We start from the raw sequence: 14,272 nt of genomic DNA, 5'->3' as shown, positions 1-14,272 counted from the left end.
AGCACATTAACAAACGAGAATTACGTATCTGCCGCAAAAGGAACAGTATGCAAAATGTTGAAATTCAGCCAAAAATAACGTTTGACGCTAATCTTTCACCCAACTCAGCTTTTGCTAAAGCAAACGCGAATATTGCGCTGATTAAGTATTGGGGTAAGCGCGATGAAAAGCTGATTTTGCCTTATACTTCCTCGCTTTCGCTCACCCTTTCGGATTTGTTTACAACTACAAGCGTAAGTTTTGCGAATAATCTTGAACAAGATACTTTTACTTTAGATAATGAAAAGATTTCGCCGTTTGCAAAACCTTTTCGTCGCGTAGTCGCTATGCTCGATTTGGTGCGTGAAATTGCAGGAATTTCAACGAAAGCAAGCGTTATTTCGCATAATATTGTGCCAACTGCTGCCGGTCTTGCATCGAGCGCGTCTGGTTTTGCAGCTCTTGCGTCTGCTGCCTCGTACGCTGCTGGATTAAACCTAACTCCACGAGAACTTTCTAGACTTGCAAGACGTGGTTCTGGTTCAGCTTGTCGTTCGATTTTTGGAGGACTTTCAATTTGGCATGCAGGCTGCGACGACGAAACGTCTTACGCAGAGCCTATTGAAAACGCACAAGTTGCGCTTAAAAATTTAAACCTTGCTATGATTGTTGTTACTTTGGACGATAGCAAAAAGCCGATTTCTAGCCGGGAAGCGATGCGCAGAACGGTTGAAACTTCGCCAACGTATATGCAGTGGGTTGAGCAGTCGAAAGACGACCTTGAAATTGCTAAAAACGCAATTAAGCGAGCAGATATTGAGCAATTGGGTGAGGTTGTTGAACGCAATGCTTTTGGAATGCACGAAACTATGCATAATGCTGTTCCGTCGGTGAATTATTTAACTAGCAGCACGCATATTGTGCTTGAAGCGGTTAAAAATATGCGAAAAGATGGTTGGCTGGTGTGGTCTACGATGGATGCTGGTCCAAATGTGAAGGTGCTTACTTCTGGAGATGATGCTTATCGTGCGATGTGTCAGTTGCGCTCGCGAGTTGAGGATGGTTTACGTAATTCTAGCGTTTTTTGTAATACAGAATATTGCGAGCCGAAATTTGCGATTGCGCTGCCAGGTGACGCTGTGACGGTGAGTACGAGTTTAAAATAGGCGGATAATATGACTCAAGTGCGCTCTAGTGCCCCAGGAAAGCTTTATATTGCTGGCGAGTATGCTGTTGTTGACGGCTGTGCTGCAATTGTTGCTGCTGTTAATCGTTATGTAACAGTTAGCATAAGTGATGAAACCTTAAACGAAGAGTTACGCGAAAATTTGCAGAAAAATGCGCCTAGCAACAGAAATTATTGTGGTGTAATTACCTCAGATGGTGAAAAATATGAACCGCTTCTTTGGGCGCGTGCATCCGACGGAAGTATTGAAATACAAAACGACGGAAAATATGCTTATGTGCTCGCTGCAATGTGCGTAGTCGACGCTTATGCTAGTGAGAGATGTGCGCCAAATATTAACCGAAAAAGTTACAATGTGCATATTTCTAGCGAACTTGATGATGCAAAAACTGGTAGAAAATACGGTCTTGGCTCGTCTGCTGCAGTAACTGTTGCAGTTATTCGCGCGTTGTGCAAATGGTATGGTTTGAATCTTTCGACTCCAGAAATTTGCAAGCTAGCGTTGATTGCGTCGTCGAGTGTTAAAAAATCCGGAAGCGGTGGAGATGTTGCTGCCAGCTCTTATGGCGGTTGGATTATGTATCGCGCGTATAGCCGAGAGTGGCTTGAAGCTGAGCTGACGCTAGTAAAATCCGGATGCTCTGATTTCGGTGAGTTGTTGCACAAAAAGTGGCCACGACTGGAAGTTAAGCGTTTAAATGTAGATAAGTCGCTAAAACTTTTAGTCGGGTGGACTGGTTCTCCTGCGTCTAGCGCAAAGCTAGTAAGTAGCGTAGAAAGTAGCGTTAAAACTAGTGCTGAAGGTAGTACGGAAAGTAGCGTCGAAACTAGTGCTTTTGACAATAAAAATCAACTTTTTACTTACGAAGATTTTTGCAAACAAAGTGAGATTTGCGTGCAAAAACTTGCGCGCGCAATTGAAAAGTTTGAAATAAGCGAAATTTCTAGCGGTTTTGCTCAAAATCGTGCGTTGTTACAAAAATTAAGTGCTCTTACTGGAACTGTTATCGAAACGCATGAACTTACAAAATTTATTGAAATTGCGACTTGTGCCGGTGTTCCTGCAAAAACTAGCGGTGCAGGCGGGGGAGATTGTGCAATTGCACTGTCGACAATTTATGACAATAATGTAATTGAAACTATGAAATCTACTTGGGAAGCCAATGGAATAAAGCCATTGAATATTGATGTTACGGAAATTTTTGGAACTGGTAAGCCTTCTGAAAATATTGTATTAGACGCGTTTGCTAAGAGTCGCGAACCTAATGCACAATCTGCTCAATCTTGCACAATACAAAACCGCAAAGACGCGCATATTGCGCTTGCGGACAAGCAGTATAAAACTCGTGCAGATTCAGATTTTGACAAAGTGCGTTTTGTGCCGAATGCTTTGCCGCAAGTTGTGCTTGAAGAAATTGACGCTAGCGTGAACGTGCTAGGAAGCGAAGTATGCGATTCTGTGCATTGGTGCGCGCCGATATATATTAACGCAATGACCGGCGGAAGTGATGCTGCTAAAAAAGTGAATGCAAGTCTTGCTAGAGTTGCTGCAAAAAATTCTGTTGCTATGGCGAGTGGATCTTTGAGTGCTGCTCTTCGAGACGAAACTTTACTCAGCACTTTCAGTGTCATAAGAAGCGAAAATCCACATGGATTTGTGATGGCAAATGTTAGCGCTGGAACTAGTGCGTCTGATGCATTGCGTGCTGTAAACATGATTCAGGCGAATGCGTTACAAGTGCATTTAAATGCTGCACAAGAGTTGGTTATGCAAGAAGGCGATCGCGATTTTCGAAATTGGTTGCTCAATATTGAGTCTATTGTCAGTGTGTGTGAAGCTCTAAAGGTGCCTGTGATTGTGAAGGAAACTGGATGCGGAATTTCTGCTAAAGATGTTCATCGTCTTAAAGATGTTGGAGTGCGCACTGTAGATGTTTCTGGTCGTGGTGGAACTAATTTTGTAACGATAGAAAATGCTCGCAGGAACTTAGGCGACTGTGATTATTTGGCTGATTGGGGGCTTACTACTGTTGAGTCGCTGGTTGACATACGCAAGTGTAATTCGTTAAAAAATATGGAAGTTTTCGCAAGTGGAGGAGTTCGCACGCCTTTGGATGTTGTGCGTGCGTTGGCTTTGGGTGCTTCTGCAGTTGGTGTCGCTGGCGAGTTTTTGCATACGCTTATGCATGAAGGTGAGGATGCGCTTTCTTTGCAAATTGATAACTGGAAGAAGCAAATTAGGGTGATTATGGCTCTTCTTGGATGCAAGACAGTCAAGGATTTACAAGAAAAGACTGAGTTCGTGCGCGCGGATTGTCTTGGTAAGTGATATACTTGTGTAGTTGTGCGTTCAAGCGTGCTTATTTGTTTATGCAATGTGCGTAAGTAATTTGCGTAAGTAGTTCGTGTGTTTGAATGACGCAAGACTTGCAAGTCAAAGAAAATAGGAGTCCAATTATGGCAGCTCGTTGCGCAGTATGTGGCAAGGGACCTCAGACTGGTTTCACTGTTTCACATTCGCATATCCGCAATAAGCGCACCTTCCGCCCGAACCTTCAGCCGGTTCGCACCACCATTGATGGCGAGAACGTTCGCCTTCGTGTGTGCGTGAAATGCATTAAGGCTGGCAAGGTTCAGCGCGTTGAGGCGTGATTCGCGCATTGTATTGCGTTTAAATTGTAAGGCCCTGAGTGTTGCTCGGGGCTTTTTTGTATTCGCATATTTTCGTTGCGCTCGCGTTTCCTCGCGTTTGGAGGGTTTGGTCTGGTGTATCGCTCCAAATGTGCGCAACTTTCCTCGCGTTTGGAGCGCGCTTAAGCAAACGCTTTGCGGATGATTTATAATCGAAATATGCTAAATACGCCCACGAACTCAGCCAAAATGCATACTTCGCTTTCTACGATAATCAGCAATAAGCGACGCGTTTCTGCATTAAAATCTTTGGGCATAGTCACAGTCGAAGACGCGTTAACTTACTACCCGTTTAGAGTTACAAGTCCACTGAGAATTGTGAACTTAAAAGATATAAAAATTGGCGAAGAAGTGGCTTTCTATGCGCAAGTTCAGTCAATTAACGTTGTGCCTATGAACGCTCGTCGCGGATTTAGAATCGAAATTAACGTTTTGCAAGATATGCAAGCAGTAGCTCAACTTATTTATTTTTCTAAAAATCGTCAATACACTCAGTGGCTTTCTGCAAAGATGCATGTTGGCGAAATGGTTGTTGTTGGCGGCACATCTAGCGCTTTTAATGGTAAATTGCAATTTACGCATCCTCAAATTCTAACTGTATCTGCTGTAGAAGAAAGCGATAGCTTACATCAATCTCGCGATACTGTAAGAAGTGTGGAAGATGGTTTGGCGCGTATGAGTGCTCCTATGCCCGTGTATCATGCAAATTCGCGAATCTCTAGTGAGCATATTCACGAAACTATACTTTCTATACTTTCTGCACTTTCTAAAGATTCCGCAACTTGCACTACTGAATCCCTGCAAATCCCAAACATTACACCTGAATCAGTGCTAAAAAAACGTAACCTCATGACTAGAGCGTCAGCAATATACTCAATTCATAATCCGCAATCAGTTGACGAATTTTATAAAGCTGTTGACTCGTTGCGCTATGAAGAAGCTTTTATTTCCCAAGTAGCTGTATTGCAATCTCGTGAAGATTCTAAAGATAATCAAGCAAAATCTTGTAATAATTCTCTTATAAGAAATGAATTTGTGGAAAGTTTGCCGTTTGAGCTTACTGCAGGTCAAAAAGATGTAATTGATGAGATTGTACGTGACATGCGTGAGCACCATCCGATGCGTCGCTTGCTTCAAGGTGAAGTTGGTTCCGGAAAAACAGTTGTTGCGCTCGCTGCAATGCTCGAGGCAGTTGGATCAGGCTATCAGGCTGTGCTTGTGGCTCCTACTCAAGTTCTGGCGTCTCAACATGCCGAAAATTTGCGCCAAATGATTGCGCGCGCGAATCTAAAAGTGCCTGTAATCGTCGTAACTGGAGACATGAGACTTGCGGATCGCAGACGTGCGCTAGCGAGTGTGGCAAGTGGAGAGCCTTCGCTTATTGTTGCAACTCATGCAGCGTTCTCGTCGACTTTTAAGCCGACTAATTTAGCTTTGGTAATTATTGACGAGCAACATCGTTTTGGTGTTGAGCAGCGCGATGTTTTGTTGCGCAAAATGAGCGTAGATTCGCATAATAGTGCTGAAAAGTCTTTTACACCGCATCTTTTAGTAATGACTGCAACGCCTATTCCGCGCTCTGCTGCTATGACGTGGTTCGGTGATTTGGATGCTTCGTATTTAACTGAACTGCCTGGAGGTAGAAAACCTATTCGCACTTTTGTTGTGCAAGAATCGGATGCGAATACTATGGCGAGAATGTTTGCGCATATTCGTGCTCGCATTGATGCAGGTGAGCGTGCGTATGTTGTTTGCGCGCATATTGATGATGATTTTAATGAGGATTCTGGTAGGGATTCTGGTAGTGCTTCTGTTAGTAATTTTGGTAGGGATTTTGATAGCGATGAATCTGAAGGTTTTGAAGATGTTTCGCAATCTGTGCAATCTAATCAATCTGAAGAAAATAACGCAGATTCTTTGCGCAAACTTCATACAGTTAACGGCATTTTGAAGCGGCTTTCAGCTTTGCCGCAATTTAAAGGCGTTACTTTTGCTAAGCTTACTGGTCGCGACGATGATGCTACGAAACGCGAAACGATGGAACGTTTTGCGCGCGGAGATGTGCAAGTTCTCGTAGCTACAACGGTTATTGAGGTCGGTGTTGATGTGCCTCAAGCGAGTTGCATTGTGATTTTTGACGCGGATCGTTTTGGTCTTGCGCAATTGCATCAGTTGCGTGGACGTGTTGGGCGTGGTGGCACGAATTCTTGGGCATTTTTGGTTGCGCAAACTGAGGATGGAAGTCTTGCTCAAGAACGTTTGCAAGTTGTTGAAAATTCGCTAGATGGTGCCGTAATTGCTAAGAAAGATTTGGAATTGCGCAATGTTGGCGATGTTCTTGGCGATAAGCAGTCGGGTGGTCGCTCGAGTTTGAAGATTTTGCGAGTTGTTAAGGATGCAAAGATTATCGCTATGGCTCGTGAAGATGCGTTGGAGACTTTGCAAAAAGACACTCATCTTGTTTCGTTGCCGTATCTTGCAGGTGCAGTGCTTGATTTTACGAGAGGTGGAAGTGCGCAAATCGTAAGCAATTAAAATTCTAAAGTTCTGAATTTGCGCGCAAAATATCTTATAAAGATTACAATATTGTATGAATAAATTATCCTATAAAAAAAGTATAAAGAAAAAATTATTGCATATTTATGCACTTAATTTAGTAAAAAATACGGTAAGAAACTATTTTTAATTGATAATTAATATCAACTTTTGTTGGATATAATATAAAAAAACAACAAAATTACATAAATTTACGTGCATATTATGAGAATTGTGAATATCCTAGATAGTAGGCATCATTTGTAATCACAATAGAGATGAGGCGACAATGACCGAACGCGAACAACAAATCTTGACTTGGATTCAACAAAACCCGATGATTAGCCAACAGGAACTTGCAAATCTCGCAGGAATTACTCGTTCAGGTGTGGCTGCTCATATTTCCAATTTAATTCGCAAAGGATATTTACGAGGTAAGGGATATATTGTTACTCCTCCAAGTTATGTGACTGTTGTTGGCGGAATTAGCATGGATGTTCTTGGCATTGCTTGCGGAGATTTGATGGATTACACGTCTAATGCTTCCCGTGTGCGCTATATGCTAGGCGGTGTTGGAAGGAATATTGCAGTCGCGTTGGAACGTCTTAATATTCGCACAAGCATGGTTTCTGTCTACGGTGGCGATCACAACGGAGAGCTTTTCCGCATTGATGCTGCTGCAAACGGCTTAGATATTGGTTATGCGAAGCAACTTCCTGAGTCGATGACTGCTTCGTATATGTATGTTGGTGACGCTTCTGGTCAGCGTTTGCTTGCTTTAGACGATATGAGTATTTACGACCACATGACTCCTGATTTTTTGCGTGAGCGCATGTCCATTATTGAAAATGCTGATATTTTGGTGTTGGATACTAATATTCCGCAAAAGTCAATTGAGTGGCTATGTGACCGTTATCGCCGTCCTATTGTTGTTCGTGCAATTACGGATGCAAAAGCTCCTCGAGTGCTTTCTAGATTGTCTCGTATTGACACTCTTATTTTAGATACTGCTGAATCGCAGGCTTTAACTGGCGTTAATGCTGTTGACGAGCGTTCTGCAATTCGCTGTGCAAATGTGCTTCTCAAGCGTGGAGTAAAACGTGTATTTGTAAATGCCGGTCGCGCAGGAGTTGCTTATGGTGTTGCAGATGAGGGAGTGTCGTTCTATCCTGTCCCAGTTAAGCGCGTCCAGAGAATGATGTTAACTCGCGGAAATAGCAATGTTGGTGTTGAAGCAGTCGGCAACGACAACGGCTCTAGCGATGCTGCTACTGCGGCGCTTATTTACGCGCGATATAACGAATTTGATTCTTCAAAAACTGGCAGATTTGCGGTTGCTGCTGCAGCTTTGAATACTGAATCTATGCAGCCTGTACATGAGTTGTTTAATCCAGAACTTATTTCTCAACGCATGACGAATATTCATGAGCGCATTTAATTAGTGCTTTTTGCGCTGATTTTATTTCTTTTATTTAATTTACGAATTAATCTTGTAAATTTTTCTTGCATACAATAGTAGGTCTGCTATACTTGTTATTAGTCATTTGTTTAGTTATATAAACAAATGTTAGGTAATTAGTGTTGTATGATGCAATGGAGCGTATGTGCAGCGAAATGCGTAGTGGCGTACGAGCATGGATCATAGAGCAATTTACGCATAAATTAACAGCAGTTAGTAGCAAACGTAATAGCAAAAATAACTGAAAACTATTTACGTAAGTTATTAACAAGAAGTTAGTTATCTACGAAGGAGTAATGATGACTTCAATCATCCTAGATTGCGATCCTGGCCATGATGACGCCATGGCTATTCTGTTGGCACTTGGTAACCCAAATATTGAGTTGCTCGGCGTAACTACAGTTGGCGGCAACCAAAGCCTTGAAAAAGTCACGTATAATGCGCGTGCAACTCTCGAAATGGCTCGTGCAACTCACATTCCAGTTCACGCAGGCTGCGACCGACCAATGGTCCGCCCTCTGGAAGTTGCGGCTTCCGTGCACGGCGAAAGCGGCTTAGACGGCGTAACGCTTCCAGAACCAACGCGACCATTGGACGAAGGCCACGCTGTAAATTGGATTATTGATACGATTATGAGCAACGAACCTGGCACGATTACGCTTGTACCAACTGGTCCGCTCACCAATATTGCTATGGCAGTGCGCCTTGAGCCACGAATCGTAAGACGTGTGAAGGAAGTTGTGCTCATGGGCGGCGGATATCACGTTGGTAATTGGAGCGCGGTTGCTGAGTTTAATATTAAGGTTGATCCAGAATCTGCGCATGTTGTGTTTAATGAGGATTGGCCTATTACTATGGTCGGTCTTGATTTGACACATCAGGCACTTTGCACTCCTGAAGTGCAAGCAAAGATTAATGCTATTGGCACGCCTCTTTCTGCGTTTGCTAGCGGTTTGATGGACTTCTTCCGTAAAGCGTATAAGGATAATCAAGACTTTATTGATCCGCCAGTTCATGATCCTTGCACGATTGCTTATTTGATTGACCACAGTGTGGTGGCTACTCGTCGCTGCCCTGTAGACGTTGAAATTAAGGGCGAATTAACAGTTGGTATGACCGTTGCAGATTTGCGCGGACCAGAACCATCCGCAGAAGAATGCCATACGCAAGTTGCAACCAAACTTGACTTCGATAAATTCTGGGATTTGATTATTGACGCGCTGAAGCGTATCGGCTGATTTGTACTAGAATTATTCACGATATTTTGCGCAACAATACTGCAAATTTACCGAAAGAAAATAAAGCGGTAAAGTTGCGCAAAAATAAAATTTATACGAAATTTGATATGAGGCTATTATGACTGAAGTTTCATCTCCAACGCCTTCCATGCTAGACAAGGGTGGGCGATCAATTGTTGCGCTAATGACGGCGCTACTCGTTGCTATTTTTGCTTTCCAGCTCAACGCTTCAATGCTTTCTCCAGCATTAGCAACAATGACAAAAGAGCTTCACGCAACCGATACGCAAATTGGCTTAACTCAAACAGTGTTCTTTACTGCTGCTGCTTTATTCTCACTGTTTTTGCCGCGTTTATCTGATTTAGTCGGTCGTAAGAAGGTGCTTATTGGCATTTTGATTTCAACGATTGCGGGCTGCGTAGTGTCTGCGCTTGCTCCAGATGTGAATATTTTGATGCTTGGACGTATTTTGCAGGGTGCTTCTGGTCCTGTAGTGCCGATGTGCTTGATTATGCTTCGCGTGCGCGTAACTGAAGAAAAGCGTTACGCAAAGCTAATGGCAATTTTGACATCTGTAAACGGTGGTATTGCTGGCGTTGATGCGTTGCTTGGCGGTTGGCTTGCTGGAAAGTTTGGTTTCCGTTCGGTGTTCTGGACTATGGCAGGTATTGCTGTAGCGGCAGTGATTATGGTGATTGTTGCTGCTGAAGAATCTTATGCGGAGGAAACTTCAAAGATGGATTGGTTGGGCGTTGTGACGCTTGGTATTGCGTTCCTTGCAGCATATCTTGCTATTAATGAAATTGATAAGCTTGCAAATGCTAACTTGACTATGGTTGCAGGCCTTGTGGTAGTGGCTGTAATCTTCTTCGCGATTTTCTGGAGAATTGAAGGAAAGATTGCTGCTCCTTTGGTTTCGACGCATTACATGAAGCAGCGTCGCACGTGGGGCTTGCTTTCTTGCACGCTGCTTACCATGACTGGCGTTTTTGCTTTGATGAATGGTGTAGTGCCGCAGCTTGCTCAGGATGCTAAGTTTGGTGCTGGCTTGGGTGCTGACGTGGTGAGCTTTGCAACGTTGACGCCTTACGCAATTATTGGCTTCTTGTTTGGGCCTGTGGCTGGTATGCTGGCTGCCAAGTTTGGTTACCGTTTGGTACTTCGTGCTGGCATTATTGTCAGTGTGATTGGCGTTGTGTTTGGTATGTATGTTGCTAATAATCCATCGGTGTGGTCTTTGGTTGCGCTTTCGCTGGCTTTGGGCGTAAGCTACGCAGGTGTTGCAAACATTATGCTTAACGGACTTGGTATTGTGCTTTCTCCAAAGGATAATCCAGGATACTTGCCAGGCATGAACGCTGGTGCTTTTAACTTGGGTGCTGGCTTAAGCTTTGCAATTCTTTACGCTGTGATGACGAATGTTGCAGGAACTAATGGTGCAACAGGCGGATACATGGCTTCGATGGTTGCGGGCATTGTGTTACTTGCGCTTGCGTTTGCTTGCTCCTTCTTAATCCCGAATCCTGAAGAAGTAAATAAGTAAGATTGACGCGTGAGTTTGCGTAATCTTAAGTGAATAAAATTAAGCGGTAAAGCTAGGATTTCCTATGCTTTGCCGCTTTTTGCTTTCTGCGCGCGACACTTCCTTTACACAGCTGTAAAGCGAGTATCGAAACCGAAAACAAATGCCAGTAAATTCTCCAACAAATGTGTTTAAAACTCATAGACAATACTAAATAATCACAAAATCGCATTGAGTAACAATGACTGTCGGGAGGGGGAGGATAAGCTAGAAGAATGCACATTATTGCTGGACGTTTTAAATCTTTGCCGCTTACTTCAGCGCAGTCGTGTACAAGACCTACTACAGATCGCACGAAAGAAGCGATATTTTCTAGGCTCGATTCGTGGGATGTTATGCACAATGCTCGCGTTCTTGATTTATTCGCCGGCACAGGTGCGTTAGGAGTTGAGGCGCTATCTCGTGGCGCGCGTGAGCTTGTTTCTGTTGAAGCAAATTCGCAAGCGGCTGCGCTGATACTTCGTACGTCGAAAGCGTTGCAGAGTTCAAAGGCTTGGGATTCTGCGCTTTCTATGAGGGTTCTTCGAAAGCGCGCGGAGCAGTTCGTTGCGGATTATAGTGGGGAAGCGTTTGACTTGGTTTTTATTGATCCGCCTTATGCTTACGAAACTGCTGATTGCGAAAGTTTATTGGCTTCGATGATTGCGAGCGGAGTTGCGAGCGTTTCTGCGGATACGTTGATTGTGTTGGAGCGTAGCGCGCGAAGTGTTTTGCCGACTATGCCTGAGGGCTGGGAGCTGTTTGATACGCGTAATTACGGAGAAACTTCCGTGCTGTTCATTCAGCCTAAGCGCGATTGATCTGATTCGGCTTCGTTACAATCTGTTTTTGTACTCAGGATATGGCGCGAGTTTCGGGGGATTTCTTTCCTCGCATGCGCGACGACCTGCTTTCACACAGCATTGCGCGCGTGAAAGCAACTCGGAGCGTGAGCTTGCTCAAGTTGAAAGCACGGTGTGCTTTCAACGCAAGCTCAGTAGCGAGCGCGCTTTGCGCGTGAGTGTTCCTTCGTCGCTCTATTCTTAAACTTTTTTAACGATAAGCTCGCGTTTTATTACGCTCGCTTATGAAACTCGCGTTGGAAGTCCACTGGACTTCCAACTTTAGCGAGTTTCCGCATTGAAGTGTCTCCGCGCGCTACGCTTTAAGCGCTCCGGCAAGTCAATGCGCCCAGTCCTCTTTTAGTGCTCGTAAAGAAATCCCCCAAACTCTGCGTGCTAATTCGTTAATAACCGTGTCTATCGCAGAGATTTTGTGTTGTGCGTGCGGCAGCAATAATGTTAGTGTTCTCTAATCAACAAGTAATTAACGCTAGCATAGCAATACTGTTGCCGGAGTATTTCCGGCTTTTGCTGCTAGCGCGAGTTTTTGCGCGGATGATCGCCAGAAACTTCCCATCCGAGCGACATAAGCGTTTTTCGATCCGCTTTATCTATCTTGTGGCAGTCCAATTTTTCAATCAAATCAGGTCGAATTTCGCTTGTGCGAGATATAGCTTCATCTCGACGAAAACGATCAACTTTGGCGTGATTTCCGGAAGTGAGTATTTCCGGAACGCTTATACCGCGCCAAGTAGTTGGACGCGTGTATTGATGGTGTTCCAAAAGTGCGTCCGAGCCTGTGTACGACTCTTCAACAATCGACTCAGGATTTCCCATAAACCCCGGGATTAAGCGTGTAATTGCCTCAAGCATAACGCTTACTGCAACTTCTCCGCCATTTAGCACGTAATCGCCAATTGAATACTCGCGTACGTCAATTCCTTGCGCTCGGTAATATTCTGGAATCCTAGCGTCGTAGCCTTCGTATCTGCCGCATCCAAATACTAAATGATTTGCGTTGCTTAATTCTGTTGCGTCTTTTTGCGTAAATAGTGGGGCAGAAGGGTTCGGGAATATAAGAATTGGTCTAGTTGAGTCTATTTTATTAGTCGCGATTTTTGCTTCTTCGCAACTATCGCACGTATCGCACGTATTTTTTACTTCAGATTTTGGCAAGCTAAGCAGCTCGTCTAAGCATTCCGCCCAAACCTCAGGCTTCATAACCATGCCAGCACCACCGCCAACCGGCGTGTCATCAACAGATTGATGCACATCGTGAGTCCATTTGCGTAAATTGTATGCGCGAATTTGCAATAAACCATTATTTTGCGCTTTGCCTAACAAACTTAGGTCTAGCATGCGAAAATATTCTGGGAATACGGAAATAATATCGATGTCCATCATAAGGCACTCTACTACGAAAACTACAAAACTACGAAACTACAAAAGCCCCGGAATTAAACCGCCAGGAGGATCAATAGTCAAATACCCGTTTGCAACATCAACTTCCGGCACAATAGCTTCAACAAATGGCACGAGCACTGTTTTATTCTCTTCGTCAATCGGATGATCTAAACGGATTTTCAGTAACGATTGCGCGCCGTCGAGCACATCCACGACTTTTCCAATAACTTTAGGAGTAAGCCCAAGCTGATTTTCTTCGCACAAACGCGCTTGCAAACCGACCAAATCCTTAATATACCAAGCATTTTCAGCAGCAAGTTCTTGCGCATCTTCTGCATGCACATACAATTCAGTGCCATTAAGTGCTTCCGCATCGTTGCGATTTTGTGATTCTTCGAATAGTAAAATCCAACGGTTTTTGAACGTTCTTGCGTTCTCAATAACGAACTCGCGTTCGCCGTCTGCAGTGCACAATACATTTCCTGGCTCAAAACGTTCGTAAGGCTCATCTGTAAAAATTTGTACAGTAACTTCGCCTTTTAAACCTTGGGCTTTACCGATACGACAAACCCTCAGCAGGTCATTACGACTTTGCTGAGGGTTGTCAAAAGATTGTTGGTCTAATGCCACGTTCATCTCACTTACGTACGTCCATAATGTCAACGCGCACATTGTGGTTGCTCAAAGCTTGCACAACAATGCGAATTGCATTAGCGGTACGACCATTGCGTCCAATAACGCGACCAATATCTTCAGGATTCACGCGTACTCGAAGCAATTCGCCGCGAGCATTTTCGTGAGAACGTACCGACACGTCATCTGGAAAATCCACGATGTTCTTAATGAGATGTTCAACAGCTTGAGCCAGCATGATTACTCAGCCTTTTCCTCGGCTTCGGCAGCTTCCGCAGCTTCAGCTGGGGCTTCTTCGGCTTCGTTTGCAGCGGCTTCAGCTGCATCCTGAGCCTTAGCAGCGGCTTCAGACTTAGCGGCCTTCAGCTTCTGAGCTTCAGCTTCAACAGCTTCAACGCGAGCCTGTGCGTCTGGACCAGCTTCAGAAGTCTTCAACGTGCCTTCGGCACCGTCGAGACCCTTGAACTTCTGCCAGTCACCAGTGATCTTCAAGAGCTTCAACACTGGTTCGGTTGGCTGTGCGCCAACGCCAAGCCAGTACTGTGCGCGCTCAGAATCAATCTGAATCATAGATGGCTGCTTGTTTGGATCGTAAACGCCGATCTCTTCGATGGACTGACCGTTGCGCTTGTTGCGTGAATCAGAAATGACTACACGGTAGAAGGCATAGAACTTCTTGCCCAATCGCTTAAGACGAATCTTGGTTGCCAAAATGGCTCTCCTTATAACTAGAGTCGTGGAATT

General features: G+C 44.3%; 12 protein-coding genes. 8 read left to right on the top strand and 4 right to left on the bottom strand.

What is annotated here, in order from left to right; all coding sequences use genetic code 11:
* The first annotated feature begins 47 nt into the window (after positions 1 to 47).
* The 8 genes from mvaD to rsmD all read left to right on the top strand — a co-directional run bounded on the left by mvaD (position 48) and on the right by rsmD (position 11,470).
* On the top strand, positions 48 to 1,145 hold the full coding sequence (gene mvaD, locus P0108_RS00835; protein ID WP_116773812.1) for a diphosphomevalonate decarboxylase: 1,098 nt from the start codon (positions 48 to 50) through the stop codon (positions 1,143 to 1,145).
* Positions 1,146 to 1,154: 9 nt separating this feature from the next.
* Positions 1,155 to 3,494, top strand: coding sequence for a type 2 isopentenyl-diphosphate Delta-isomerase (gene fni, locus P0108_RS00830; protein WP_473730682.1), 2,340 nt, complete (start codon positions 1,155 to 1,157; stop codon positions 3,492 to 3,494).
* 128 nt (positions 3,495 to 3,622) lie between these two features.
* A complete protein-coding gene (gene rpmB / locus P0108_RS00825; RefSeq protein ID WP_012913853.1) occupies positions 3,623 to 3,817 on the top strand; it encodes a 50S ribosomal protein L28 in 195 nt (64 codons plus the stop codon).
* Positions 3,818 to 3,997: 180 nt separating this feature from the next.
* Entirely contained in the window at positions 3,998 to 6,391 is a 2,394-nt protein-coding gene (locus P0108_RS00820; protein WP_473730681.1) for an ATP-dependent DNA helicase RecG, read from the top strand.
* A 289-nt stretch (positions 6,392 to 6,680) separates the two neighbouring features.
* Positions 6,681 to 7,829, top strand: coding sequence for a PfkB family carbohydrate kinase (locus tag P0108_RS00815; RefSeq protein WP_033888575.1), 1,149 nt, complete (start codon positions 6,681 to 6,683; stop codon positions 7,827 to 7,829).
* A 320-nt stretch (positions 7,830 to 8,149) separates the two neighbouring features.
* Positions 8,150 to 9,088: a uridine-preferring nucleoside hydrolase UriH gene (gene uriH / locus P0108_RS00810; RefSeq protein WP_033888576.1), complete on the top strand. Its 939-nt coding sequence runs from the start codon at positions 8,150 to 8,152 to the stop codon at positions 9,086 to 9,088.
* A gap of 118 nt (positions 9,089 to 9,206) precedes the next feature.
* The gene (gene uriT / locus P0108_RS00805; protein ID WP_004110247.1) at positions 9,207 to 10,631 is read left to right on the top strand and encodes a uridine transporter UriT; all 1,425 of its coding nucleotides are present in this window, start codon (positions 9,207 to 9,209) and stop codon (positions 10,629 to 10,631) included.
* A gap of 254 nt (positions 10,632 to 10,885) precedes the next feature.
* Entirely contained in the window at positions 10,886 to 11,470 is a 585-nt protein-coding gene (rsmD, locus tag P0108_RS00800) for a 16S rRNA (guanine(966)-N(2))-methyltransferase RsmD (protein ID WP_103013810.1), read from the top strand.
* A gap of 555 nt (positions 11,471 to 12,025) precedes the next feature.
* On the opposite strand, the gene trmD is transcribed toward rsmD, so the two are convergent.
* From trmD to rpsP, 4 genes are read right to left on the bottom strand one after another with little or no spacing between them, the layout of a single operon-like run.
* Positions 12,026 to 12,892, bottom strand: a complete 867-nt coding sequence (trmD, locus tag P0108_RS00795) for a tRNA (guanosine(37)-N1)-methyltransferase TrmD (RefSeq protein WP_473730740.1) — start codon at positions 12,890 to 12,892, stop codon at positions 12,026 to 12,028.
* A gap of 39 nt (positions 12,893 to 12,931) precedes the next feature.
* Positions 12,932 to 13,531, bottom strand: coding sequence for a ribosome maturation factor RimM (gene rimM / locus P0108_RS00790; RefSeq protein WP_076002637.1), 600 nt, complete (start codon positions 13,529 to 13,531; stop codon positions 12,932 to 12,934).
* A 1-nt stretch (position 13,532) separates the two neighbouring features.
* A complete protein-coding gene (locus tag P0108_RS00785; RefSeq protein WP_004105376.1) occupies positions 13,533 to 13,766 on the bottom strand; it encodes an RNA-binding protein in 234 nt (77 codons plus the stop codon).
* A 2-nt stretch (positions 13,767 to 13,768) separates the two neighbouring features.
* Positions 13,769 to 14,239 (bottom strand): 30S ribosomal protein S16, encoded by a 471-nt coding sequence (rpsP, locus tag P0108_RS00780; RefSeq protein WP_473730680.1) that lies wholly within the window; start codon positions 14,237 to 14,239, stop codon positions 13,769 to 13,771.
* Positions 14,240 to 14,272 lie beyond the last annotated feature (33 nt).

The organism is Gardnerella sp. c10Ua_244 (assembly GCF_055818055.1).
This window is presented reverse-complemented; position numbering and strand designations above follow the sequence as displayed.

What these genes read in the sequence shown, in the direction of transcription:
- mvaD (WP_116773812.1), top strand. Translation starts at nt 48, where the DNA reads ATGCAAAATGTTGAAATTCAGCCAAAAATAACGTTTGACGCTAATCTT.
- fni (WP_473730682.1), top strand. Translation starts at nt 1,155, where the DNA reads ATGACTCAAGTGCGCTCTAGTGCCCCAGGAAAGCTTTATATTGCTGGC.
- rpmB (WP_012913853.1), top strand. Translation starts at nt 3,623, where the DNA reads ATGGCAGCTCGTTGCGCAGTATGTGGCAAGGGACCTCAGACTGGTTTC.
- P0108_RS00820 (WP_473730681.1), top strand. Translation starts at nt 3,998, where the DNA reads ATGATTTATAATCGAAATATGCTAAATACGCCCACGAACTCAGCCAAA.
- P0108_RS00815 (WP_033888575.1), top strand. Translation starts at nt 6,681, where the DNA reads ATGACCGAACGCGAACAACAAATCTTGACTTGGATTCAACAAAACCCG.
- uriH (WP_033888576.1), top strand. Translation starts at nt 8,150, where the DNA reads ATGACTTCAATCATCCTAGATTGCGATCCTGGCCATGATGACGCCATG.
- uriT (WP_004110247.1), top strand. Translation starts at nt 9,207, where the DNA reads ATGACTGAAGTTTCATCTCCAACGCCTTCCATGCTAGACAAGGGTGGG.
- rsmD (WP_103013810.1), top strand. Translation starts at nt 10,886, where the DNA reads ATGCACATTATTGCTGGACGTTTTAAATCTTTGCCGCTTACTTCAGCG.
- trmD (WP_473730740.1), bottom strand. Translation starts at nt 12,892, where the DNA reads ATGGACATCGATATTATTTCCGTATTCCCAGAATATTTTCGCATGCTA.
- rimM (WP_076002637.1), bottom strand. Translation starts at nt 13,531, where the DNA reads ATGAACGTGGCATTAGACCAACAATCTTTTGACAACCCTCAGCAAAGT.
- P0108_RS00785 (WP_004105376.1), bottom strand. Translation starts at nt 13,766, where the DNA reads ATGCTGGCTCAAGCTGTTGAACATCTCATTAAGAACATCGTGGATTTT.